Consider the following 23,256-nt stretch of genomic DNA (forward strand, 5'->3'; position numbering starts at 1 on the left):
TGGCGATGGCCACGGCCGCCGTGCTGACCGCGACCCTGCTCCAGGCGTCGGGCGTGCCCGCCGTCGCCCAGGGCTGGACCAAGCCCCCTCTGCCGCAGGCCGAGTCGCCGGTCGACGGAGGCCCGGCGGGCAAGGCGGTGCCCCGCAAGGTGACCAAGGGCCCTCGCACGCCCGCCGAGGCGCCGGCCACCGGCTGGCCGAAGGCGAGCGCGATGGCGGTGACGCTGCGGCCGGAGACGACCCGGGTCAAGGGTCTGCCGCTGACCCTGGACACCAAGGTCAAGAAGTCCGCGGACGCGGCCACCGGCACCTACACCGTGGGCACGCTGTCCCGCGCGGCGGCGCGGAAGACCGGCGCCGACGGGCCGGTCTTCACCCTGACTCCCCGCCAGGGCGGCACGCAGCGCGCCGGCACGGTGCGCGCCGCGCTGGACTACTCCTCGTTCGCCGGCCTGTACGGCGGCGGCTACGCGGACCGGCTGACCCTGGTCCGGCTGCCCGCCTGCGCGCTGACGACTCCGCAGAAGGCACAGTGCCGTACGGCGCAGCCGGTGGAGACTGTCAACGACACCGAGAAGCAGACCCTGACCGCGAAGTCGCTTACTCTGAGCGCGAGTTCGGCGACCGTGCTGGCGGCGACCGCCTCGTCGGGCAGTGACCGGGGCGATTACAAGGCCACGTCCCTGTCCGCTTCGTCGAGCTGGAACATGGATCTGAGCAGCGGCTCGTTCGCGTGGTCGTACGACATGGCGGTGCCGAAGGTGCCCGGCGGGCTGGCCCCGAAGGTCGGTCTGTCGTACTCCTCCGGCGGCATCGACGGCCGCACGGGAAACACCAACAACCAGGCGTCGTGGGTCGGTGACGGCTTCGACCTGTCGCCGGGCTTCATCGAGCGCAGCTACAAGGGGTGCGCGGACGACGGCGTCACCAACGCCGACGGCAACAAGCCGGGCGACCTGTGCTGGGCGTACGACAACGCCACGCTGTCGCTGAACGGTTCCGGCGGCGAGCTGGTGCCGAACGGCACCAACTCCTTCAAGCTGCAGAACGACAACGGCACGAAGATCGACCGGATCTACGGCTCGTCGTCCGACGTGCGCTCCAACGGCGCCCGCAACGACGAGTACTGGCGGGTGACGACGCCCGACGGCACGCAGTACTACTTCGGCTACAACCGGCTGCCCGGCTGGGCCAGCGGCAACGAGACCACCGACTCGGCGTGGACGGTGCCGGTCTTCGGCAACAACACCGACGAACCGTGCCACGCCGCTGCTTTCGCGGACTCCTGGTGCCAGCAGGGCTGGCGCTGGAACCTGGACTACGTCGTGGACCCGCACGGCAACGCCGTCGCCTACTACTACGACAAGGAGACCAATTCCTACGGCCGCAACCTGAAGGCGGCCGACGACACCCCGTACGTGCGCGGCGGCACCGTGGACCGCATCGAGTACGGCCTGAAGTCCACGGCCATGTACTCGGCGAAGCCGCTGGCGAAGGTGAACTTCACCAACAGCGAGCGGTGCATTCCCGACAGCAACACCGACTGCTCCTCGATCTCCAAGGACGCGTTCTACTGGTACGACACCCCGTGGGACCTGAACTGCACGGCGGGCACCGACTGTGACAACGGCCGGTTCTCCCCGGCGTTCTTCACCCGCAAGCGGCTGACGAGCGTCACCACCCAGGTCCTGGTGTCCGGTGCCTACAGCAACGTCGACGGCTGGAAGCTCGCCCACCGGTGGGGCATGGCCGACACCGACTACCAACTGCTGCTGGACTCCGTCCAGCACACCGGCTACGACGGCACGGCCTCGATCACCCTGCCGAAGGTCACCTTCGCCTACACGCAGCTCGCCAACCGGCTCGACAAGATCGGTGACGGCTACGCGCCGTACATCAAGGCCCGGCTGTCCTCCGTCGCGGACGAGTCGGGCGGTCAGATCGACGTCGGCTACTCGGCGCCGGTCTGTGACGCCGCCGCGCTGCCCACCCCGGAGACCAACACCACCCGGTGCTTCCCGCAGTACATCGGCGGCAGTGCGACCGACGACCCGGACCGGCAGTGGTTCAACAAGTACGTGGTGGACACGGTCACTTCGACGGACCGCACGGGCGGCGCCCCGGACCAGGTCACCATGTACGACTACCTGGACGGCGCGGCCTGGCACTATGACGATGACGACGGGATGACCAAGGAGAAGTCCAAGACCTGGTCGCAGTGGCGCGGTTACGGCCACGTCCGGGTGCGCACCGGCGGCCAGGGCGGCGCGTCGGCGATGAAGACGCAGAGTGACTCCTACTTCCTGCGCGGCATGGACGGCGACCGCAAGACGACCTCCGGCGGCACCAAGCGCGTCTCGGTCACCCTCGATGCGGGTGAGGGCGATGCGATCACCGACCACGAGTCGCAGGCCGGCTTCACCTACAAGACGGTCAAGTACTCGGGTCCCGGCGGCAAGGTGCTGTCCAAGTCGGTGAACCGTCCCTGGTACAAGGAGACCGCGAAGAAGGTCCGCACCTGGGGCACCGTCACCGCCAACCTCACCGGCAACGCCTCCAGCAAGTCGTGGACCTCGCTGGACGACGGCGCCGGCGCCAAGTGGCAGACGACCGCGACGTCCGACACCCATGACGCCACGACGGGCCTGGTGACCCAGACCGAGGATCTGGGCGACACGACGACCGCGGCCGACGACCAGTGCACGCGCACCACCTACGTCGCCGGCAGCGTTCCCGTGCAGGCCCCCTCCCGGGTCGAGACGGTCGCCAAGGCGTGCGACGCCGCCACCAGCCGCCCGGCCGACGTCATGTCCGACGTCCGCACCGCCTATGACGGCGGGGCGTACGGCGCCGCGGCGACGAAGGGCGACGCCACCAGGACCGCGAAGCTGAAGACGTACAGCGGCTCCAGCGCGGTCTATCTGGAGTCCACCTCCACCTACGACGGCTACGGAAGGGCGCTGACCACCAACGACCTGACCGCCGACGTCACCGTCACCTCCGCGGGCACGCTCACCCGGGCCGCCCGCACCGACGGCCGGACCACCACCACCGCCTACAACCCGACCACCGGATTCCCGACCAGCAGCACGGTGACGACCCCGCCCGCCACACCGGGGGACAGCTCCACCGCGCAGACGTCGACCACCACCTACGACCCCCTGCGCGGCCAGCCGCTGACCGAGACCGACACCAACGGCAAGGCCGTCACCACCGCGTACGACCCGCTGGGCCGCACCGCCAAGGTGTGGCTGGCGGACCGGCTCACGGGCCAGACCCCCAGCTACGAGTTCAGTTACACCATCACCGACGGCAAGCCGGTCGTCGTCGCCACGAAGACCATCGGCAACAACGGCGCCCAGGACACCGCCTACGCCTTCTACGACGGCTTCCTGCGGCCCCGCCAGACGCAGGCCCCCGGTCCGAACGGCAAAACCCTGCTGGCGGACACCTTCTACGACGAACGCGGCCTGACCGCCAAGGAGTTCGCCACCTACTACACCGACACCACCGCGCCCTCCACGACCCTGTTCAAGCCCGCGGACGCGCTGAGCGTCGAGACCCAGAACCGCTACACCTATGACGGTCTGGGCCGGGTGACCGAGTCGCGGCAGATCGCCGGCAACGGCGACGGAGGAGCGGTCCTCGGCGTCACGAAGACCATCTACGGCGGCGACCGCACCACGGTCATCCCGCCGGTCGGCGGCACCGCGCAGACCACCGTCACCGACGCCCGCGGCCACACGACCGAACTGCGCCTGCTGCACGCCCGCGACGCCGGCGCCCCCTACGACACCACCACCTACGGCTACAGCCCCCGCGGGGAACCGACAAAGGTCACCGACCCGGCGGGCAACGCCTGGACGTGGACGTACGACCTGATGGGCCGGCTCACCGACACCACCGACCCTGACAAGGGCGCCACCCACAACGAGTACGACGACCGCTCCCAGCTGACCAGCACCAAGGACGCCCGAGGCACGGTCCTCGCCCACGTCTACGACGGTCTGGGCCGCCAGACCGAACTGCGCGACACCTCCGCGACCGGCGCCCTGCGCGCCAAGTGGGTCTACGACACCGTCAGCGGCGCCAAGGGCCAGCTCGCGTCCAGCTCACGGTACGTCGGTACTCAGGAGTACAAGTCCAGCGTCGTCGCCTACGACCGGCAGTACCGGCCGCTGCGCACCTCCGTGACGATCCCGTCGGCCGAAGGTGCGCTGGCCGGCACTTACCTGTCGACGACCAGCTACAACGCCTCGGGCACCGTGCAGGGGGTCGGCTACCCCAAGGCCGGTGACCTGGCCGCCAACAACATCGTCTACACCTACGAGGACGGCACCCTGCGGCCCGTCAAGGTCAGCGGTCCGCAGAACCTGACCGCCACGACGGCCTACAGCTACGTCGGCAAGCCGCTGCAGTACTCCATGGCCGCGAACGGCGGCAAGGCCACGCTTGAGACCAACACCTACCAGTGGGGCACCCAGCGGCTGGCCACCTCACGGGTGGACCGCCAGGACATCACGGGAGTCGACCAGTCCAACACCTACTCCTACGACGAGGCGGGCAACGTCCTGTCCGTCTCCGACACCTCCCGCTCCGGAACCGACAACCAGTGCTTCAGCTACGACTACCTCGGCCGGCTGACCGAAGCCTGGGCCCAGCCGACCACCGGCTGCGCCACCGCACCCACCAGCGCCGTCCTGGGCGGCCCGGCCCCGTACTGGACGTCGTACAGCTACGACAAGGTGGGCAACCGGCTCTCCGAGACCCAGCACGCCACCACGACCGATGCCTCGGACACCAAGCGGAGCTACCACTACCCCGACCCGGGCGCGGTACGGCCGCACACGCTGGGATCGGTGGACACCACTGCCGGCACGGTCAAGTCCACCGACAGCTTCACCTACGACGACGACGGCAACACCCACACCCGGCTGCTCGGCAACGGCACCTCCCAGACCCTGGAGTGGGACGCCGAGGGCCACCTGGCCAAGGTCATCCAGCCGGTCGAGGGCGGCAGCGACAAGGTCACGGACTACCTGTACGACGCCGACGGCACCCGGCTGATCGGCCGCACCCCGACCGAGACGACGCTCTACCTCGGCGCCACGGAGATCACTCTGGCCAAGGGCGCCACCGCGGCGAAAGGCACCCGCTATTTCGACGTCGGCGGTGGCCACCAGGCCGTCCAGGCCAACGACGGATCCATCTCCTTCACCCTGGCCGACCACCACGGCACCGCCCAGCTGTCCGTCAACGCCACGACGCAGGCGCTGACCCAGCGCCGCACCCTGCCCTTCGGCGGACTGCGCGGCACGGAGCCAGCCACTTGGACCGGCACCAGGGGCTTCGTCGGCGGCACCACCGACACCGCCACGGGCCTGACCCACCTCGGCGCCCGCGAGTACGACCCGGCGACGGGCCGCTTCCTGTCGGTCGACCCGCTCTTCACGGCCACCGACCCGCAGCAAATGCACGGCTACACCTACGCCAACAACAACCCGCTGACCCACTCCGACCCCGCGGGCACGGAGATTGGCTCCAGGCCCAACTCCTGCGAGTACTCCCTCGCGAACTGCAGCAAGAGCGTGCAGAAGGAAGTCGGCTACGACGCGAAGTCCGGCACGACCGACTACCGCCGCGGCAACATCTACAAGCGCGCCCACGCGGCGAAGAAGCACTGGGTGGCGACGAACACCCCCGTCACGAACGACATCGACAAGCTGGCCGACCAGTACTGGTCCCCCCGGATGAACGGGGAGTTCACGGACGACTTCTGGTACAACCCGGTCTACGAGTCCTCCACCGAGGGCTCAGCCTGCTACGGGCGCGAGGGATGCCGTCAGGCCTACCTCTACGTGCTGCACAAGGGCGACGACGCCGACGTGCAGACGGCCAAGGAGATTGCCGCCACCTACTGCGTCTACAACGCCGAGGAATGCAGCGAGAAGGCCGCGGCCGTCGCCCGCGGCAACGTCATCAAGGACGTCGTCGCGACCGTGGTGCTGGCATACGTCGGCGGGGTCAGTGGCAGTGAAGCGAAACCCTGCAACAGCTTCATCCCCGGCACCGAAGTCCTCATGGCCGACGGCACCACCAAGCCCATCGAGGACGTGAAGACCGGAGACAAGGTCCTCACCACCGACCCGAAGACCGGCCGCACCACCGTCAAGACGGTCACCGCCGAGATCACCGGCAAGGGCCTGAAGAACCTGGTCAAGATCACGCTGTCCATCGAAGTCGACGGCAAGAAGCTGACCGCTTCGGTCACCGCGACCGACGGACACCCGTTCTGGGTCCCCGAACTCGGCGAATGGGTCGACGCCACCGCCCTGTCCGTCGGCGAGCAACTCCACGCATCCACCCGAGTGTTGGTCCGGATCACCGAGGTCCGGCGCTGGACCCAGTTGGCCACCGTCTACAACCTCACCGTCGCCGACGTCCACACGTACTATGTCGTAGCTGGAGCAGCGTCTGTTCTGGTACACAATGACGGCGGCACGCCGGACATTACCCGCATACCCGATCTTTCAGGATTGACACAAACGGAAGCTGACGGCGTTCTGACGTCTCGCGGGTTCGACCTGCAAGCGATCTCGGAGAAATATGCGACGTACCGAAGCGGTGACGGCAGCAAGCTCACAATTCGTCTGGGTGATGGCCGGGTGACCCGTACATCGGTGGTGGATCCCGGACCCAATGCGAAGAACTATGCACAGCGCTGGGACCAGAACGGCAACAAGACGAGTTCGCACGAGCACGGAGAAAATCTTGGTGGCTGCAAGTAAGGAATTCGCGGAGGTCTGCCAGCGGGCGGCCGAGGTTCTGAACGGGCTCGAAGGCTATTTTCTGGAGCGAGTCTCGCTGGACACTGGGCGCGTAAATGGCAGCGTGGACATTTTCTTGCGGGTCGGTCCCACGGCTCCGGATGTCATGATCTCGCTCACGGGAGTCGTGCGCGCCACCATCGGAAATTTTCTCGAAATGGATTCGGCTTTCGTCGACGAGATCCGTCTGGAGTGTGTTTCCGGAAGTGATCCTTCCTGGCCCGACGGCCTTTCCGGGCTGGGCGCCAGGCCACCCGGGTTCCCCGATGTCGCATGGCTGACCATCGAAGGACCCATGCCCGTGGAGGTCGTAGCGAAAGCCATTACGGTGTCCGTGGAGCAGGTGTACTGAGCCTTTCCGATCGTGAGCGGATCGGGTGGCAGAGGGCGATGCCCCGCCGGACGTTTCCGGTGGGGCATCGTGCATGACATTCACGAGGAACCCGAGCCGGCGACGCCCGTCGGCCGGCCGACCGCAGCATCACCGGGAACGGCGGTATAAGAACGGTTCGGGGTGCGGTGCGAGAAGAGCTACCGCAGCTTCTCTTCCCGGTGTCAATGGGCGCCATGACCGCGCACCTGAACGGATGCGCGCCCATCCGGACATCGCCGGACGGGTGCTGCGGCTGGAGTACACCTCGGTAAGCCTCAACCCGCAGGCGAGGCTGTTCGGCCGGCGCAGTCTGCTGGAGCAGTTCGACCCCCGGCCGGGCCGCCGACCGGCCTGTGCTGGCCGCTTTCAAGGAGGAGCTCGCCTGCCCGTGGGCGCTGTACCACGTGCCGCGGATCCTGCCCGTCGCGAAGGCGGACCCGACCCGGCGGGGGCGGGCGCTGCGCTCGGTGGAGCGAGTCGACGTGGGCCGGGCGTCCGCTCTCGGCCGGAGGCTGCGGAGCGTCTCGGAGCGGCGCGGCATCCCCGTCGAGGTCGACGAGCGCTACGGGAGGGTGCGGGCGTGGGTCCAGCGGCGCGGGCTGGAGCTTCCGACCGTGGAGGAACTGATGGTCACCGCCCCGTTCCACGTCCGGGACAAGAAGGTGCCGCACTTCGAACGGAAGTGGGCCGCGCACCGGCGTAGCCGGTCGTGACGTGCTCTGGGTGCCGGCGAGATTGACAGCCACCCACCAAGAGCGTCATATTGATTACGCGAAACAAGCGGCAAAAGCGGTGGGCGGCGGAAGGCACCCTCTCACGAGGGTGTCGGCCCAGGGCGGCAACCCCGACCGAACGTCCCGCCGACCACCTTCACCAACTCGACTCGCCCGCCGGCGCGTGAGCGCCGAAGGACCAAGAGGAGCAGGCCCTCAGTATAGGGCCGCGATCCGAACCGGAGAGTGCAATGTCCAAGGCCCTGAACCCGCAGCGTCGCGTCGTCGGCGACCGTGCCGTGGTCAACCGCGACTGGATCCGCGAGTTCACCGGCGCCAGCGTCGGTACCGCGGCCCGCTGGTACAAGATCCGGCTCGAGCAGCCCGAGGAGCACCGCCACCCGGAGAAGGAGCGCATCGACGGGAGCGACTTCTACGACGAGCAGCAGTTCCGCGACTTCTACACCTGGTTCCAGCAGGAGAAGGCGAACAAGGTCCTCAAGGCCGACCCCGAGCTGCACCAGGCCGACCCGGAGGACGTCGTCTCCATCAACACGGCCGCCAAGTGGCTGGGCTTCAACGGAGCCTCGGCCATCCGCAAGTACCTCAAGGACAACCCCGACTACTTCCCCAAGCCCCTCGCCGAGCCGGTCGAGGGCCCGACCGGCCGCATGATCCCCGCCTTCCGTGTCGGCGACCTGCAGGACTTCGACAAGAAGCGCACCGGGGACAAGCTCGGCAAGGCCGGCCGCCGTCCCGGGCCCCAGGCCGACGCGGCCGTCGGCCGGCCCTCCGCCCTCGAGGAGGCTCTGGCGGCCGAGCTGAGCGCCCGCGCCGGCGGTGAGCCGCTCACCGCCACGCAGCTGGCCGAGCAGTACGCCGCCGAAGCGATCGACCGCGACGGCTACCACCCGGGGCTGGCCGCAGAGCTCAGCGTGCAGCACGGCGGGCCACAGAGGTCCTGGGAGTACGTCGTGCGCACCGCCCTCGAGCACCGCCCCGCGGCCGCGCTGGCCCGCTCGGAAGCCGACCGGCGGGCGGCCGTCGCCCTGGCCGCCCTGCGCGAGCGCGGCGACGTCCGGGGGCTTGCCGCCTCCCTCGCCCGCGAGCACGGAGGCAGCCCCGACGTCTGGTCGCGCGCCGTGAACGCGGCCCGCGGGATCGCCGACTCGACCGCTGCTCACCCCACACCGAAGGACGAGTCCCGATGACCAGCTACCAGCTCCGCGACACCACCACCCGCCAGCTCCTCGCCCGCGACCTGGCCGACTACGCCGCGGCCGAGGCCGCGGCGGACCGCCTCGACGACGAACTGGAACATGCTCTTGCGGCCAATGGCGAAGGCGCCGGCCGCATCCGGCTGCGCCTGGACCTCGAGCGGGTCACCGATGGCGTCACGGAGACCGTCGGCCACCACGTCCTGCTCCTCGGTGCGGACGACGTGCCAGATCTGCTGCCCGCCGTGTGATCGCCGCGCGGGAGACGGAATCACCACCTCGCGCGGCCGCGAGACGCCTGTCTGTGGGCCCCGGTCTACCGGGGCCCACAGCTGTGAGCAGGGTTGCCAAGACGGCAAGGAGAGCGTATAATTGATTTTAAATTCCAGGCGGCAACCTGGAACGGTCACCACTCGATTCAGGAGCAGACGTGATCACAACTCCTCTCACTCCCGAACAGCGCACCGCCTACAGGACGGTGGCGGTCTTCGACACTTGCGTCCGCGAGCATGGCGGCGGCCCGGTCCTCAAGGTGGCCTCCTGATGGCCGCTGCCGTGTCGTGGTCTGATCACTTCGCCGGTGGCGGTGGCGCCTGCGAGGGGCTGGAGCAGGTTCCGGGCACGGTGGTGGTGATGGCCGGCAACCACGCCCGGCACGCGGTCGCCACCTACGAGGCAAACCACCCCACCGTGCGGGTGGACTGCGCGGATCTGTCGCAGGTGGTGCCGTCGGCGTGGCCGCGGACGAACGCCTTGTGGTCGTCACCGGAGTGCACGTGGCACACGAAGGCACAGGGCAAGCAGCGCGGGCACGGCGAGTTCGTCGACGGCCTGTTTTCCACCACCGGCACGGATGAGACGGCGATTCGCTCCCGGGCGACGATGCACTGCGTGCCGCGGTTCGCGGAGTACCACCAGTACCAGGCGATCGTGGTGGAGAACGTGGTGGAGGCCAGGCAATGGGGGCCTCGGCACAACCAGGGCGCCGCGTTCGACGCGTGGCTGACGTCGCTTCGGGTGTGGGGGTACCAGTACCTCATCCTGTACCTGAACAGTGCGCACATCGCGGGGTACGGGCCGGCCGCGGCGTGCTCGCGGGACCGGATGTATGTGGTGCTGTGGCACGAGTCGGTGGGGCGTACGCCGGACTTCGACAAGTGGACCCGGCCGTGGGTGTCGTGTGCTCGGCACGGCCGTGTGCAGGCGATCCAGGGCTGGAAGTACACGAAGGCCTCGAGCCCGGAGCGTCCGTGGGGCAAGCACGGGGCGACGGCGCAGTACGAGTGGAGGTGCCCGGATCACCGGTGCGCGACCACGGCGCTGTTGCCGATCGCGCGCCGGCCGGGAAGCGAGGCGGTGGACTGGTCGCGGCCCGGCCGGTTGGTCGGCGACCGGTACAGCCGGCATGCGCGAAATGCGAAGGCCTGGGAGAAGATCCAGGACGGACATCGCGTGTACGAGGGTGCGCCGTTCATCGTGGAGATGCGTGGTGGCGGGTCGACGCATCGGCCGCTGTCGTCGCCGCTGTCGACCATCACGGCCGGCGGCAACCACCACCTGCTGGTCCACGGGGCTACTTCGGACGTCTGCGACCGGTACACACGGCTGCTGGACGTACACGAGCGGAAGGTGGCGATGGCCTTCCCGAAGGGGTACCAGCTGGTCACAACCGCAGAGAAGAAGAAGGACCAACAAGACCAGCGGGTCTCCCTGGTCGGCATGGCGGTGACACCGAACGTGTCCCGCGACATCGGTTGCATGGTCTCCGAGTTCATCACCGGCGAGCCAATCGAGCCCGTAGCCCCGGTGGCCGTCTGACCGCCCCTCCCCCACCTCGGTGCGGGCGCCCTCCCGGCCCCCTACCGCCGCTCAGCCCGTCGGCCAGGTGCGGCAACACCTGGCCGACGGTTCCACCAACTCGCCTTATGACAGGGAGCTCCCCATGTCCCAGCAGACGGCCCGCGGCCGCCGAGCTCTGTCCGTTCGCCGACACGTCGTCCAGTTCAGTGGCGGCATCGGGTCCTTCGCCGTCGCGGTATGGGTCGCCCGGAAGTACGGCACCCGCAACCTCACCCTCCTGATCGCCGACACGGGCATCGAGGACGACGATCTGTGGAGGTTCGCCGACGACACCAGCAGGCTTCTCGGTGTGCCGCTGACGAAGGTCGCCGATGGTCGCACCCCGTGGGAGGTTTTCCGCGACGTCCGGTTCCTCGGCAACGACCGGCTTGCTCCCTGCACGCGCCTGCTCAAGCAGGTGCCCTGCCGGGAGTGGATGGAGCAGCACGCCGACACGCTGGTGTACGTGGGGATCGAGAACAATCGGCGCGATCGGGCCCGGATCCCGGCGATCGCCCGGAACTGGAAGCCCTGGGTCACACGCTTCCCGCTGTGCGGGAAGTGGGAGCCGGCCCGGACCAAGGAGCAACTCTTGGACGAGGCCCGGGCCCTGGGCGTCGCGCCGCCCCGCCTGTACGAGCTCGGGTTCAGCCACAACAACTGTGGAGGCACGTGCGTGCGCGCGGGCCAGCGCCAGTGGAAGCACTTGCTGGAGGTCCTGCCCGAGCGGTACGCGTATGCCCAGGAGCGGGAGGAGGAACTGCGGCAACTGCTCGGCGACGTCAGCATCCTCCGTCGTCGCCGTGGCGGCGAGGGCCGGCCCCTCCCGCTGAGCCTGCTGCGCGAGGAATAGCGGGTGCTCAGCGCGACGCCCCAGGCAGGTGGCCTGGGGCGTCTGCGTTCACGGGTCAGGTGGGCCGCCCGCACGGCGGTTGATGAGCCGATGCAGCATGCGCCGCAGTTCTGCCCAGACGGCGCGCGATTCGTATCCGAACATGTCAGCTCCCCCTCACTGCGGCCGGGCTCATCTCCCTCAGGCGCGCCGGCTCACAAGCGGGGGCAGGAGGCTGTCCCCCGGCCAGAAGGGCTGCTCGGTCGCAATGCCGGTGAGGAACACGCCGACTTCGTCCAGGACCGCGGCGCGCTCCGAAGACCCGTAGACAACGAAGTCGTCGGCCGCGGCGTCATAGGCGCGGACGTGGCTGTGGGGCCCCGTGCAGACGAGGGCACGCGCGATCTCGGGCAGGCCGAGGCTGAGGGCATCGCAGTCCCCGGAGCGGACGAGCTGCAGCAGCTCGGTGGTGACGCTCTCCCAGTCGCCGACAGTCGGCCAGTCGGCGCCGCCGTTCAGTTCGTGGGTGAGGGTGGCCAGCGGGATGATCTCGCCCGGCTGCCTGCCCCGGGTGAGGAGGTCGTGGATGCGGGCGCCGTCGGGCTGGTGCACCTGCGGGTGGAGCAGCGAGTCGGCGGCCACCACGGTGGTGTTGATCTCCTGGGTTCCGGGGCCGGGGTAGTACGGCTCGTGTGCGAAGAGGAGATAGACATCCGGGGTGCGGTCGGCCGGGCCGGATTCGGGCTGTGGCATGAGCACGGTTCCTTTCGGCGGTGATGGGGCGGTCATGGGGCGAGGTGTCGACGGCCGGATGCTCGGTGAGTGCGGGCCGGGGGGCCGCTCAAGGTCGCGGGTCTGGTCCTCGTCGGCGGTGGCGGCCTCGTGGGCGGTGCGATGGATGATCTGGGCGACCTGGTGGGCGAGTTGCAGCATCAGCCGCTCGCGGGCGATGAGGCCGCCTGACAGGGCGCGGGTGTCCCGGGCTGCCTGGAGCAGATTGGCGGCGTCCCAGAGCAGGTTGTGGCCGATCTCGGCCGAGCGGCGTAGTTCGTAGCGGTCGCTGCCGGCGGCGGCCTGGACGAGCGAGGTGTGCAGGGCGGCGAGGCGTTGCAGGTAGCGGCAGGCATCGTCGCCTTCGACGATGTGGACGTGTTCGCGGGCCCGGCTGTCCAGCCGGTCGGGCAGGTGTTCGGCGAGCAGTGGGGCGAGAAGCATCGTCGGCAGGGCGACGTCGACGGGGACTGCGTGGCTCATGGCGGACAGGCCGGCGACCAGGCTGAGGAGCGCGACGGCCGCGGTGGAGAACCGCAGGGACCCGGGGATCCTGTCCGGGGCGATGCGCTGGGCGGGGCGTCTGGTCAGCCAGCGCAGGGCAAGGCGCTGCGTACGCGTGGCAGCTGGAGTGAGCACCGCGATCCGGTGGGGGATCTGGGGCGGGCTGCCGTCGCCGGGGACGGTCCAGGCGAGCCAGCCCCAAGGGGTGCGCTCATGGACGAGCACCAGTTCGCAGGCGGTCGAGCAGGTGTGGTCGCGGACGTGGCCGGTCCGCAGTGCGCGGGAGCGTTCTCTTTTCCACCGTCCCGGGTCGCGGGTGAAGGGGCGCTCGTGGTGCGCGGGCACGGTCGGTGGTGGTGTGTGGAGCGTGGCTGTCACGGGCTGATTCCTTCCAGGTGGTGGTCTGTCAGGGCGGAGGCGCACGTGGTGCAGCGGCCGTCGCCGTCGGGGTGGGCACGCCGCGGTGTGGGGCCGGGGCAGGTGCGGCAGAGCGGCCAGCCGAGGCAGGCCGGGCAGAGGTCCTCGCCGGGGGCGGTTCCGGGAACGCCGCAGCCTGCGCATTCGGTAAGGGCCCGGTAGGTCAGGGCCTCGCTCACCGTGCGGGCGGCGGCGGAGCCGGTCATCGGCTGCGGCGGCTGGTCGTCCCATGCGGGTGCGTCGTGGTGGCTGGCCGCGAGGGTGGGCGGCGGGTAGGCCTGGGCGGCGCGCAGGCGGGCGGCGATGATCGCGCCGACCGTGGTCCGTACCGGATGGGGCAGGGGCCGGTCGGCGATGACGTGCCGCAGTTGCTCGCGGCTCCAGCCTGATTCCAGCATCACGGTCACGACGCGGCCTTGGTCGGTCAGCGCCTGCCCGGTCAGCAGCAGCTCGGGGCGGGCCGCCCCGAGGTCGAGCAGCAGCCGGATCCCCGGGTGTATCTCATCCGCCGCGGGAGCGGCCGGCGGGGACATCGGTGTGGCCGGCCGGTCCGTCCGTCCCAGTGTTCGCGACGTGTCGCCGCGGCACGGACGGAGGGGTCTGGTGTTCTGCTGAGTGGTCTTCTTTCTGTTGGTGTTCTTAGTGGAGCGATCAGCCAACGTAGGTTCATCCACTGGTGGAAAACCCGACTCTGGTTGTGACCTGCTGCTTTGCAGAGCGGGCAGGTCGGTGAGGAAGTACGCGGCCGCGCCGAGGGTGCCGTCTGGGCCGCGCTCGCGTTCCCGCACCAGGAAGCCGTGCTTCTCCAGCTCCTTCAGCCCGCTCTTGACGGCTGAGTCACCGTCGCAGCCACGGCGGGCGATGTCGGAGACGGTCATCCGCCAGCCGTCCCGGTGCGTGGAGAGCAGTCCGAACAGGCCCTTGACCTTGAAGGACAACTGGGGGTCGCGGAAGAGCTGGTTGGCGATCTGGGTGAACTGATCGGCCGCCATCACGCCCCGGCGGATCCCCGCCGGGAGGCCGCCGGCGTGCTCGGCCTCGGGGGACATGGCCATCACGCCGGCTTCGATCAGCGCGATGTCCAAGGTGGCCGGTCGGTCGGTGATGCAGTAGACGATCTCGCCGAGGGTGCCGTCCGGGCGGCGCAGGCGTTCACGGATCAGGTAGCCGTGTGCCTCGAGCTCCTGCAGGCCGGTGCGTACCGCTTCGCGTCCGTCCGGGCCCAGGCGGACGAGGTCGGTGACCGTCACCTGCCAGCCGTTCCTGTGCGTGGAGACGTACCCGAAGATGCCCTTCGCTTTGAACGACAGCCCAGAGTCACGGAACAGCGCGTTGGCGATCTGGGTGAACTGATCGGCCGCCATCACGCCCCGGCGGATCCCCGCCCCGAAGCGGCTCACCGCCCTGCCCCCGAGGCCTGCCGAGCGCAGTGGCCACGGCGGCACACCGAGCCCGCCGAGATGGGGCGGTCGGTAGTCCTGGGCGTGGAGGCGTGCGTGTGTTCCATGGCGTCAGCTCACCCGCCGACCCCGACCAGGCTGACGGCCACGAGCCCCGACCATCGGTCACGATCCGGCAACGGAGCCGTCTAGCTGCCGTGGTCGGGCTCATGGTCGGGCCGACCACGTGCCTTCAGCCCCGGCGCTCAGTGATTGCGCAGCCGACTGCGCAGCCCCGGACGGGCGTTGCGCAATCGGGCTGCGCAACCGGCCCGGGGATCCTGCGCAGTCGAGTTGTGCCGGGGTCGCTGCGCAGTCCGCCCGCGCGTTCCTGATCTTCTCTTGCGCAGGTCCATGTCCATATCGCGCACTGCGCAGGCGTCTGTCACGGCCCCGCCGGCTTCCGTCTGCGCATCGGTATCCGGGCCCTCTGGCCGGGCGGCACGTGATCGCACAGCGGTCGCCGGTCCGGGGAACAGCACCGGACGCGATGGCCTGTCACCGGCTCCCGACTGACCCATGGTCGGGGTCATGGTCGGGCCGACCATGACCCCGACCATGGACTTCGTGTCCCCATCGTGACCATGGTCGGGGGTTCATGGTCGGTGGTCGGGTCGGGGTCGCCGGGTTTTCTCGAGGTCAGCAACATCCGTTCTGACCTGGGAGTTTGACCATGTCCCCTGGCAAGCAGGCCTCACAGAGCGAGGCCGCTGCTCCGATGGCGGCCGGCGCCCGGCTGGAGGCGATGCGCCGCCGCGTACGCCTCTCACGCGTGGCGGTCTGGACCGTCATCGCGGCCGGCCCCATCGCCCTCGCCGTCGCCGTCGCCTCCACCCCGACCACGGTCGCGGCGGCCCCCGCGGCTAAGCCCACCGCCCTGCGCACCGCGACATCCGCCGCCGACCCGGGCGGCTATGCGCAGGTGTTCGTCGGCGCGTGGCTGCGCAGCAACGCGAAGGACGAGACGAGTGCGCAGGCGCGGCTTGCGCAGTCGATGGCGCCGGACGTCGAACTGCCCGACCCGGCCGCCGATGTGCAATCGGCGCCGGGCTCCGTGACGGCGGTGCGCAGTGCGCAGCGCGGCGCCAGCGCGTGGTCGGTAACGGTGGCTGCGCAATACGCCAACGGGTTGGTGCGGTACTACGCCGTGCCGGTGGCCTCCGACAGCACGGGCTCCTCGTTCACGGTGACCGGTGCGCCCGGCGTGGTGGCCGGCCCGGCCCGGGCCGAGGTGCCGAAGTCGTCGTACGCCGTGAGCGTCCCGGAGGGGGATCTGTCGTCCGCCGTCGGACAGTTCCTCGGCGCCTACCTGACGGGTGCCGGGGAGGTCGACCGCTACCTCGCGCCGGGCGTGCACCTCACCGCCGTCTCCCCCGCCCCGTACACGGCGGTCGCCGTCCAGGAGGTGTCCGCAGTCGAGGAAGCCGCGGCCGCCGAGAAGGTGCCGGCGGACGGCACGAAGGTGCGGGTGCTCGCCTCGGTGGAAGCCCGTGACGCGACCGGCCGGTGGCCGCTGGCATACGAGCTCACGCTCAAGGCCCGCTCGGGCCGGTGGGAAGTCGCCGCGCTTCAGTCCGGCACGGCTCAGGACGGGGGTGCCCGATGAACACCGTGCACAGCCTGATGCTCGCCGGGCAGCTGGACGACCTCGGCAACTCGTGGATCAACATGTTCAAGGAGTGGGCGACGAAGGGTCTGCAGGCCGGTCTGATCTTCCTGGTCGTCGTCATCATGATCCAGAAGTTCTCACTGAAGGCGGGGATCGGCGCCCTGCTCCTGATGGTGATCGCGCTCGGTCTGTACAACTCGCGCAACGACCTGGCGAACATGTTCACCGACGAGGTGAAGAACCCGTCCAAGGGGGCGCCCGCCGCTCCTGGGATCGTCCGGTCCGAACTCCCCGCCTCTCGTGAGCACTCGCCGGGCGTCGGGGGCTGGCTGTGACCGCGGCCGCCGCGGCACGGGTGGGCCGCTTCTACACCTCCGCCCGCCGCCACCCCTGGGTACTGGGCAAGGTTGCCGACTGGAAGATCCCGCTCGGCCCCTACACGCCCGCGCAGATCGCGGTCGCCGTCGGCGGCGGCTTCCTTCTGGTCAAGACGATCAGCTGGTGGTCGTGGATGGGGCCGGTCCCCATCGTCGGGTGGGGCCTGGTCATCTGGATGGTGCGCCGGCCGAAGGTCGCCGGCCGTGCCCCGATGCAGGCCGCACTCGGTTGGGTGCTGCTCGGCTGGCAGCCCCGCGGTGGGCGAATCGGCGGGCGCGCCGCCCGCGACCGCGCTGCGCACCCGCTGCTCGGCGGTTTCACCATCGAGGACACGCCCGCGCCTGTCCCCGCTGCGCAGGCCGCACCCTCTCGTGCGGTGCAGCGGCGTCCAGCCCGGGCGCCGCACCCGAGCCCGGCCACAGACCGCTCGACCGCACCCCGCCGTACACCGGCGGTTGCTCCCGCAGCAGCGGCTGGGCCGGTGTCGGGTGTGCAGCAGCTGCTCGCGCTCGCCCAGCAGGGGGGTGCGCGGTGAGGGTTCCGATCCGTCACATCGCCGGGCACTTGGTGTGGTCGACGCAGGGCAGCGTGTGGGCGATCTACCGCCTGCACCCCGGCCCGGACGCGCAGGGACGCCGCGAGGAGACCGTCCAGGGCACCTACGTGCCCGCCCCCGTCCGAGACGAACAACTGGCAAAGATCACTCACTTGGTGCGCTCGCTGTCCGGGGCCCCGCGCCTGTATGGCATGTGCGCCCAGGTCGACCCGGGCGAGATCGCCCTCAGGATGATCGAGGGCATCGAGCCAGCCGAGCAGGAACCCGGTACGGGCCGGCACCCGTGGGTGGAGAACGTCGAGGCCGCCCTCGACCTGCTCGACGACCAGGAGATGCACCGCCGCACCCTGTGGCTGGCCGTGCCCCTGCAGACCGAAACAGGCAGCCTGCAGGTGTCGGCGTCTCTCGGCGCGGCGTGGGCCGAGGTCGCACCGATGCTGGGCATGCGCCCGGCGCCGGTGGCCCGGCGCGAGGTGAGCGCGTATCGCGAGCAGGCCTCGCGGGTTCAGGCCGCGCTCGCCGGCGGCATCGCCTTCCGCCCGGCCCGCCCGGCGGAGATCGTGTGGATGATCCAGCACGCCCTGCACCGCGGCCTCGCCGAGCCCCTGCTCGCCGAAGCCGAGACCAGCGAGTTGTACGGCGGGCAGCTCCGCGACGGCGTGCTGCGCTCCCCCAGCTACGCCGACCTCGGCCAGGTGCGCCTGCAGGAAGGCGGCATCGACCCCGACCTCGACGACACGGGCGAGCTCAAGAGCGCGGCCCGGATCACACGGTCCGGGCGGAAGGCCTGGTGGCGGGTGAACACGGGCTCGCCGCTGGGGCGGCGCTGGCTGCAGGTCGAGTCCGACAACGGGGTGGGCTACCAGGCGCAGTTGGCGCTGGCCGAGTGCCCGCCCTCGGTCAGCCAGGATGCCGCGGATCTGTTCGCCCAGCTGGAGATGCTCGACTTTCCCGTCGACTACACCGTCGACCTGACGCTCGTGCCTGCGGAGAAGGCACGCGACCAGGTGCGGCGCAAGAAGAACGAACTCATCGACCAGGCCGACCAGTACGACGCCCGCCCGACCGGGATGCCCGCGTCCCTGACCGAGGCCGCCCGCGACCTGGGCGAGCTCGATGCCCGTCTCTCCCGCACCAGCGTGGAGGTCGAGGTGCAGTCGGTGACGGTGCTGACGGTGTGGGGGCTGACCGCCGCCGTCTGCGACGCCCGGGCCCGCGCCCTGGCCGCGCTGCTCGGTGGCGCCGACTACCGGGCGGTGCGCCCGGCCGGCCTGCAAGAGGCGCTGTTCAGCTTGGGCCTGCCCGGCACGGTACGGCCGGGGGTCGTGAGGGAGTTCACCCAGCACCAGGTCTCTGAAGACTGGGCGCTTTCCGGCGCCTTCACCGCTGCGGAGGTCGGCGACCCCAACGGCATGTTCCTCGGTATCGACCTGGACTGCGGTACCACCCGCCCCGTGATGATCAACGTGGCGGATGCGCCCAAGGTCGACGCGTCCGCGTCCATGGGCGTCGTCGGGGACCTCGGCGCGGGCAAGAGCGTGCTGCAGAAGCTGATCGCGGAGGCGGTGTGGGCGCGCGGCGGCTGCGCGATCTGTATCGACCGCACCCCTGTACGCGAGTGGGCTACCTTCGCCCGCACTGCGGCCAAGGGCCGGGTCCAGATCATCGATGCCGCACAGGCCGAGGTGTCCATCGACCCGCTGCGGATGTTCGACGGGCCCGAGGGCCGTCACTACGCCCTGTCTTACTTGACCCTGCAGCTCGGCATCGGCCCGATGAGCACCAGCGGCGAGGTCCTGCACCACGCGGTCGAACAGGCCGTCGCCGGTCCCGAGCCGTCCATGCACCGTGTCCTTGAGGTCCTCGAGGAGATGGCGACGCGCGAGGCGGGCAAGCGGCAGGACGCGGCCGCGACCCTCGCCGGCCTCATCCGGGTCGTCGCCACCAACTCTCTGGCGGCGATGGTCTTCGACCCGACGCTGCCGCCGGTGCGGCTGGACGCCTCCAGCGCCTCCGACATGATCGTGATCACCACCACGGGGCTGAAGCTGCCGCCGAAGGCCGCGTTCGCCAACCCCGAGATCCTGCACCAGCAGCCGCTGGAGGCGTTGATCGGCCGGGCGGTGCTCTACCTGATTGCCGCGATCGCACGGCAGACGGCTTTCGAGGACCCCGAGCGGTTCACCGCCGTGGTGCTGGACGAGCTGTACTGGCTGACCTCATCGGCCGAGGGCACCGCCCTGGTCCACGAGATCCTCCACGACGGCCGCAAGCACGGCGCCGGCCTGTTGGCGGGCTCGCACGACGCCGAGGAACTCGGCCCCGACCGCGGGCTGATGGCCTACCGCGCGCTCGCCCGCACCGCGGACCGCGAACGCGCCCGCCGGGGACTGGAGTTCCTCGGTCTCGACCCGAACGACACCGAACTGCTGCGGCTGGTGACCACCGGCCTGTCCCCCGTCGGACAACGCGGCCGCGAAGGCGAGTTCCTCATCGCCTGCCCGCGGCAGAACACCGGCCGCATCAAGGTCTCCATCCCCCGCATCGAGCGCATCACGACGTCCATCACCACCACGCCGGGACGCCGCACGAGCGCTGTCTTCCCCACGGTGTCGGAGCCGCTCGCCGGTGAGGCCGCACAGACCCGTCCGAAGGAAACCGTCTGATGACCACTTTGTCCTGGGACCGCTCGAGGCGCGTCGCCGCCGTCGTGAGTGTCCTTACCGTGATCGCCGTCGTCGTCGCCGCGGTCGTGCTCGTCCTCGGGTTGGGCGTGCCGCAGGGGTGGTGGCCGCACACCGGACAGGCCTTCGCCACCGACGCCGCGCACCGGGATCCCTGCACCCTGATCGTGGGCCCGGCCAAGGCGTACTGCGAGCGCGGCGCCGCAGCTCATGCTTCCGCCGGCCATCAGGACGTGGCCGGCGGGGCGTGGAGGCTCGTGCCTGCCGGTGCAGGTGTGGCTGCGCTCGTGGTGTGGCGGCTGCGCGGCGCCGCCGGGCAAAGGCGGCGCTGACGTGTTCCGTCCAGACCGCGCGAGGCTGCGTTCCGCCGGCTTCGTCGTGCTGCTCACCGGCGTGTTCCTCCTGGTGAACACCCAGGTCGTGTACGCGGCCGGCAGTAACAGCGAGACCGGAGACCTGCTCGCCCCGCTGAACATCTACTCGTCGGAGGGTGTGCCGATCGACGGATACGACCTGAACGCCGAAGGCGGCTCCATCGTCGCCTTCAAGACCCAGGCTCTGGCCTTCGCCCTGTCGGGGCTGTTCACGCTGATCCGGCTGCTGGTCGGGCTGGCAGGGTGGGCGATCGAAGTGGCCTTCCGGTTCCCGCTGCTGAAGCTCCTCATCAAGCCCGCGCAGAAGGTCGCCGACACCTACGACACCGCGGTCGTCGACACGCTCGGGATCAAGGGGCTCTTGCTGGCCTGGGCGTTTGTGTTCGCGGGGTTCATGATCGTGCGTGGCCGGGTCGGCCGCGGTCTGGGCGAAATCTTCCTCACCCTGCTCATCGGGGCCATCGCCGCCTCGGCTCTCATCCGCCCCGACACCCTGCTCGGCCCGGACGGGCCGCTGGGGCAGTCCCAGCAGGTGGCCGCCGAGGTCGCGCAGCAGAGCGTCAACTCCTACGACTGGGGCGGCAAGATCGCCAGCTATGACCCGTGCGCGGGCATGGCCGGTAACGCCGAGATCAAGTGCGAGGAGCAGGAAGGCGACGGACCGGTCTCCTCGACCGAGGTGGCCCGGCCCATCCAGGATTCGATCACGAACGCCTTGATCGTCAAGCCGTACATGCTCCTTCAATACGGGCGCATCCTCGACCCCGCCAAGCCTGCAGACCGCAAGGCCTACGCCGTCCATCTGAAGTGGATCACCGGCGGGTACATGCCCAGCTCGACCCCGTCGGACAAGGCGAAGGACGCCTGCAGCAAGATCCACGGGCCGGGCAAGAAGTACTGCGAACGCGACGTCGACGGCACGCCGCCCAGCAGCGACGATCTCCCGACGCTCACGCCCGGAGGCGAGCTCCTCAACGCCTCCAACGCAATCGTGACCGACGAGGACCAGGCGTTCGCCGCATTTCTCGCCGACATGAAGAAAGCCGGCCCGGTCGGCAAGTCGTGCGCCGCCTACGCCGAGAAGCCCACCTGGTGGCGGGTCGGCGGCGCCGCCCTGCTGCTGATCGCCGCCCTGTTCATCTGCGGCATGCTCCTCTCCAGCGCCATCGTGCTGCTGGGCACCCAGGGCATCTGCGCGGCGGCCGCGGCCGTCGGCGGTGTCACCTTCGTCGCGGGCATGCTGCCCGGGCCTGCGCGCCAGTCGGTGTGGAAGTGGCTGTCGATCTGGGGCATCTCGGTCCTGACCGTGGTCGGGATCTGCGCGTTCGTGCCGTTCTTCGGCATCGCCGTGGACGCCACCATCACCGACGGCCCCGACCTGATGGTCGAGCGGATCCTGCTCATCGACGTCCTCGCCATCGTGGGCGCGGCCGGGCACCGCCGCCTGCTGACCGGGATCACTTCCTTCGGCCGACGCATGGCCATGCGGATGCGCTACGCCAAGGTCGGCGGCACCCACATGCCCGGCGACACCTCCGAGCTCGGCGCCGCGCTCGCCATGAACTCCCCCGCCGCGCTCGGCGGATACGGCGGGGGCTTGCGCGCCTTCACCGGCGGCGGGGGCGGCCGGTTCGGGCTGCTCGGCACCCGCCAGCGCCTGATAGGCGCACTGACGTCGCTGTTCGACGGGGCGGGTATGCCGGTGGACACCGGTCGTGTGCTCGCCGAAGCCACCGCCGAAGCAGGGCGTGGGCTCGCCCCCCTCACTGCGGCGGCCGCCGTGGGCGGCATCGGAGCGCGGCTCGGTGCGAAGGGCGGCCATTGGCTGCTGATCGGCCGACGGCCGGACAAGGAGCAGCTGGACAAGTGGCGTAAGCCCACGGCGGACGGCGATCCGGACGCGGGCGGCCCGTCCGGCGGCGGTGACGGCGGTTCGGGCGGAGCAGGGCCGCGCCGTCCTGGCGGTCCGCCCGACCGCTACCGCGACGAGGACGGCCAGGTCGTCGACCGCCGCTCGGGTCAGGTACTGCACGACCAGAACACCGACCGCACGCTGCTGTCGACACGCGCCCACAACCGTCTGGTGCGCCTGCGCGGGTACCGCATCCTCAACCGGGGCGGCCGCGCCGCGTACGGGGCGACGGTCGGTCTGCCGGCCAACGTCCGCCGGGCGCGGTCGGGGGGCTCGCGCTACTCCCAGGACGCCCGCCAGCAGGTGCGGGTATGGGGCAACACCGTCCGCGAGGACGGCCGGGCCTGGGCCGACGCAGGCCGGCAGGCCGCCCGTTCCGGCCCCTTCCGCAGCCGCCGCCTCCCGGCAGCACCGACGGCAGTCCACTCCCCGCGACCGAACCCGGTCCAGCCGACGACAGCACCTGGCAGCAGCCCCGCCGGCCGTCCGGGGCCGGCCCCCGCTCGGCCGACCACGCCGACGCCTCCGGCCGGAGGCAACGCAACGCCGACGTCCCCGAACCGGCTCGCGGGCGGCAGCGCCACGCGTCCGGCGAGCCCTGCGCCGGCCGGGACAGGCCCGGCCCGTCCCGGCGGAGGGAGCGCACGCAACACACCGCGCGACGAGGCGCGTGCCCGGATGCGGGACCTGATGCGGCAGAACGGGCCCGAGGCAGAACCTCAACGCCAGGCCGATCGGCTGCGCGAGATGCGGGCGCAGTGGCAGGCCGAGGACGGTGAGGACGGGTGAGGGCACCTGGGCGCCGCCTGGG

General features: G+C 70.4%; 15 protein-coding genes. 13 read left to right on the top strand and 2 right to left on the bottom strand.

Annotation, left to right across the window (positions count from 1 at the left end):
* Window positions 1-5 precede the first annotated feature (5 nt).
* The 7 genes from B5557_RS00795 (at window position 6) to B5557_RS00825 (ending at window position 11,822) form a co-directional block, all read left to right on the top strand.
* Entirely contained in the window at window positions 6-6,788 is a 6,783-nt protein-coding gene (locus B5557_RS00795) for a polymorphic toxin-type HINT domain-containing protein (RefSeq protein WP_231976188.1), read from the top strand.
* Window positions 6,775-7,179 carry a hypothetical protein gene (locus tag B5557_RS00800; protein WP_079657305.1) on the top strand — a complete coding sequence of 135 codons (405 nt, stop codon included), beginning with the start codon at window positions 6,775-6,777 and terminating at the stop codon, window positions 7,177-7,179. The genes B5557_RS00795 and B5557_RS00800 overlap by 14 nt, the downstream gene beginning before the upstream one ends.
* Before the next feature lie 374 nt (window positions 7,180-7,553).
* Entirely contained in the window at window positions 7,554-7,913 is a 360-nt protein-coding gene (locus B5557_RS00805; RefSeq protein ID WP_079657306.1) for a hypothetical protein, read from the top strand.
* 251 nt (window positions 7,914-8,164) lie between these two features.
* A complete protein-coding gene (locus B5557_RS00810) occupies window positions 8,165-9,124 on the top strand; it encodes a hypothetical protein (protein ID WP_079657307.1) in 960 nt (319 codons plus the stop codon).
* Window positions 9,121-9,381 carry a hypothetical protein gene (locus B5557_RS00815; RefSeq protein ID WP_079657308.1) on the top strand — a complete coding sequence of 87 codons (261 nt, stop codon included), beginning with the start codon at window positions 9,121-9,123 and terminating at the stop codon, window positions 9,379-9,381. The genes B5557_RS00810 and B5557_RS00815 overlap by 4 nt, the downstream gene beginning before the upstream one ends.
* 292 nt (window positions 9,382-9,673) lie before the next feature.
* A complete protein-coding gene (locus tag B5557_RS00820) occupies window positions 9,674-10,948 on the top strand; it encodes a DNA cytosine methyltransferase (protein ID WP_079657309.1) in 1,275 nt (424 codons plus the stop codon).
* Between the two features lie 124 nt (window positions 10,949-11,072).
* Window positions 11,073-11,822 (top strand): phosphoadenosine phosphosulfate reductase domain-containing protein, encoded by a 750-nt coding sequence (locus B5557_RS00825; RefSeq protein ID WP_079657310.1) that lies wholly within the window; start codon window positions 11,073-11,075, stop codon window positions 11,820-11,822.
* A gap of 180 nt (window positions 11,823-12,002) precedes the next feature.
* Here B5557_RS00825 and B5557_RS44620 read toward each other — a convergent pair whose 3' ends face one another.
* Window positions 12,003-13,454 (bottom strand): hypothetical protein, encoded by a 1,452-nt coding sequence (locus tag B5557_RS44620; RefSeq protein WP_231976189.1) that lies wholly within the window; start codon window positions 13,452-13,454, stop codon window positions 12,003-12,005.
* On the bottom strand, window positions 13,451-14,893 hold the full coding sequence (locus B5557_RS00835; protein WP_079664506.1) for a hypothetical protein: 1,443 nt from the start codon (window positions 14,891-14,893) through the stop codon (window positions 13,451-13,453). The genes B5557_RS44620 and B5557_RS00835 overlap by 4 nt, the downstream gene beginning before the upstream one ends.
* Before the next feature lie 712 nt (window positions 14,894-15,605).
* Between B5557_RS00835 and B5557_RS00840 the strand changes: the two genes are divergently transcribed.
* From B5557_RS00840 to B5557_RS00865, 6 genes are read left to right on the top strand one after another with little or no spacing between them, the layout of a single operon-like run.
* Window positions 15,606-16,538: a conjugal transfer protein gene (locus B5557_RS00840; protein ID WP_079657311.1), complete on the top strand. Its 933-nt coding sequence runs from the start codon at window positions 15,606-15,608 to the stop codon at window positions 16,536-16,538.
* Complete coding sequence (locus B5557_RS00845) at window positions 16,535-16,876, top strand: hypothetical protein (protein ID WP_079657312.1); 342 nt, start codon at window positions 16,535-16,537, stop codon at window positions 16,874-16,876. Before B5557_RS00840 ends, B5557_RS00845 begins: the two co-directional genes overlap by 4 nt.
* Window positions 16,873-17,454: a hypothetical protein gene (locus tag B5557_RS00850; RefSeq protein WP_079657313.1), complete on the top strand. Its 582-nt coding sequence runs from the start codon at window positions 16,873-16,875 to the stop codon at window positions 17,452-17,454. Before B5557_RS00845 ends, B5557_RS00850 begins: the two co-directional genes overlap by 4 nt.
* On the top strand, window positions 17,451-20,141 hold the full coding sequence (locus B5557_RS00855) for an ATP-binding protein (RefSeq protein ID WP_079657314.1): 2,691 nt from the start codon (window positions 17,451-17,453) through the stop codon (window positions 20,139-20,141). The genes B5557_RS00850 and B5557_RS00855 overlap by 4 nt, the downstream gene beginning before the upstream one ends.
* The gene (locus B5557_RS00860) at window positions 20,141-20,491 is read left to right on the top strand and encodes a hypothetical protein (protein ID WP_079657315.1); all 351 of its coding nucleotides are present in this window, start codon (window positions 20,141-20,143) and stop codon (window positions 20,489-20,491) included. Before B5557_RS00855 ends, B5557_RS00860 begins: the two co-directional genes overlap by 1 nt.
* A gap of 1 nt (window position 20,492) precedes the next feature.
* On the top strand, window positions 20,493-23,234 hold the full coding sequence (locus tag B5557_RS00865) for a hypothetical protein (RefSeq protein ID WP_079664507.1): 2,742 nt from the start codon (window positions 20,493-20,495) through the stop codon (window positions 23,232-23,234).
* Window positions 23,235-23,256: the final 22 nt, after the last annotated feature.

Source organism: Streptomyces sp. 3214.6 (assembly GCF_900129855.1).
Classification (GTDB): Bacteria; Actinomycetota; Actinomycetes; order Streptomycetales; family Streptomycetaceae; genus Streptomyces; species Streptomyces soliscabiei.

Bases quoted from the DNA above. Each gene is read 5' to 3' on its own strand.
- B5557_RS00795 (WP_231976188.1), top strand. From the start codon at position 6: ATGGCCACGGCCGCCGTGCTGACCGCGACCCTGCTCCAGGCGTCGGGC.
- B5557_RS00810 (WP_079657307.1), top strand. From the start codon at position 8,165: ATGTCCAAGGCCCTGAACCCGCAGCGTCGCGTCGTCGGCGACCGTGCC.
- B5557_RS00815 (WP_079657308.1), top strand. From the start codon at position 9,121: ATGACCAGCTACCAGCTCCGCGACACCACCACCCGCCAGCTCCTCGCC.
- B5557_RS00820 (WP_079657309.1), top strand. From the start codon at position 9,674: ATGGCCGCTGCCGTGTCGTGGTCTGATCACTTCGCCGGTGGCGGTGGC.
- B5557_RS00825 (WP_079657310.1), top strand. From the start codon at position 11,073: ATGTCCCAGCAGACGGCCCGCGGCCGCCGAGCTCTGTCCGTTCGCCGA.
- B5557_RS00840 (WP_079657311.1), top strand. From the start codon at position 15,606: ATGTCCCCTGGCAAGCAGGCCTCACAGAGCGAGGCCGCTGCTCCGATG.
- B5557_RS00845 (WP_079657312.1), top strand. From the start codon at position 16,535: ATGAACACCGTGCACAGCCTGATGCTCGCCGGGCAGCTGGACGACCTC.
- B5557_RS00860 (WP_079657315.1), top strand. From the start codon at position 20,141: ATGACCACTTTGTCCTGGGACCGCTCGAGGCGCGTCGCCGCCGTCGTG.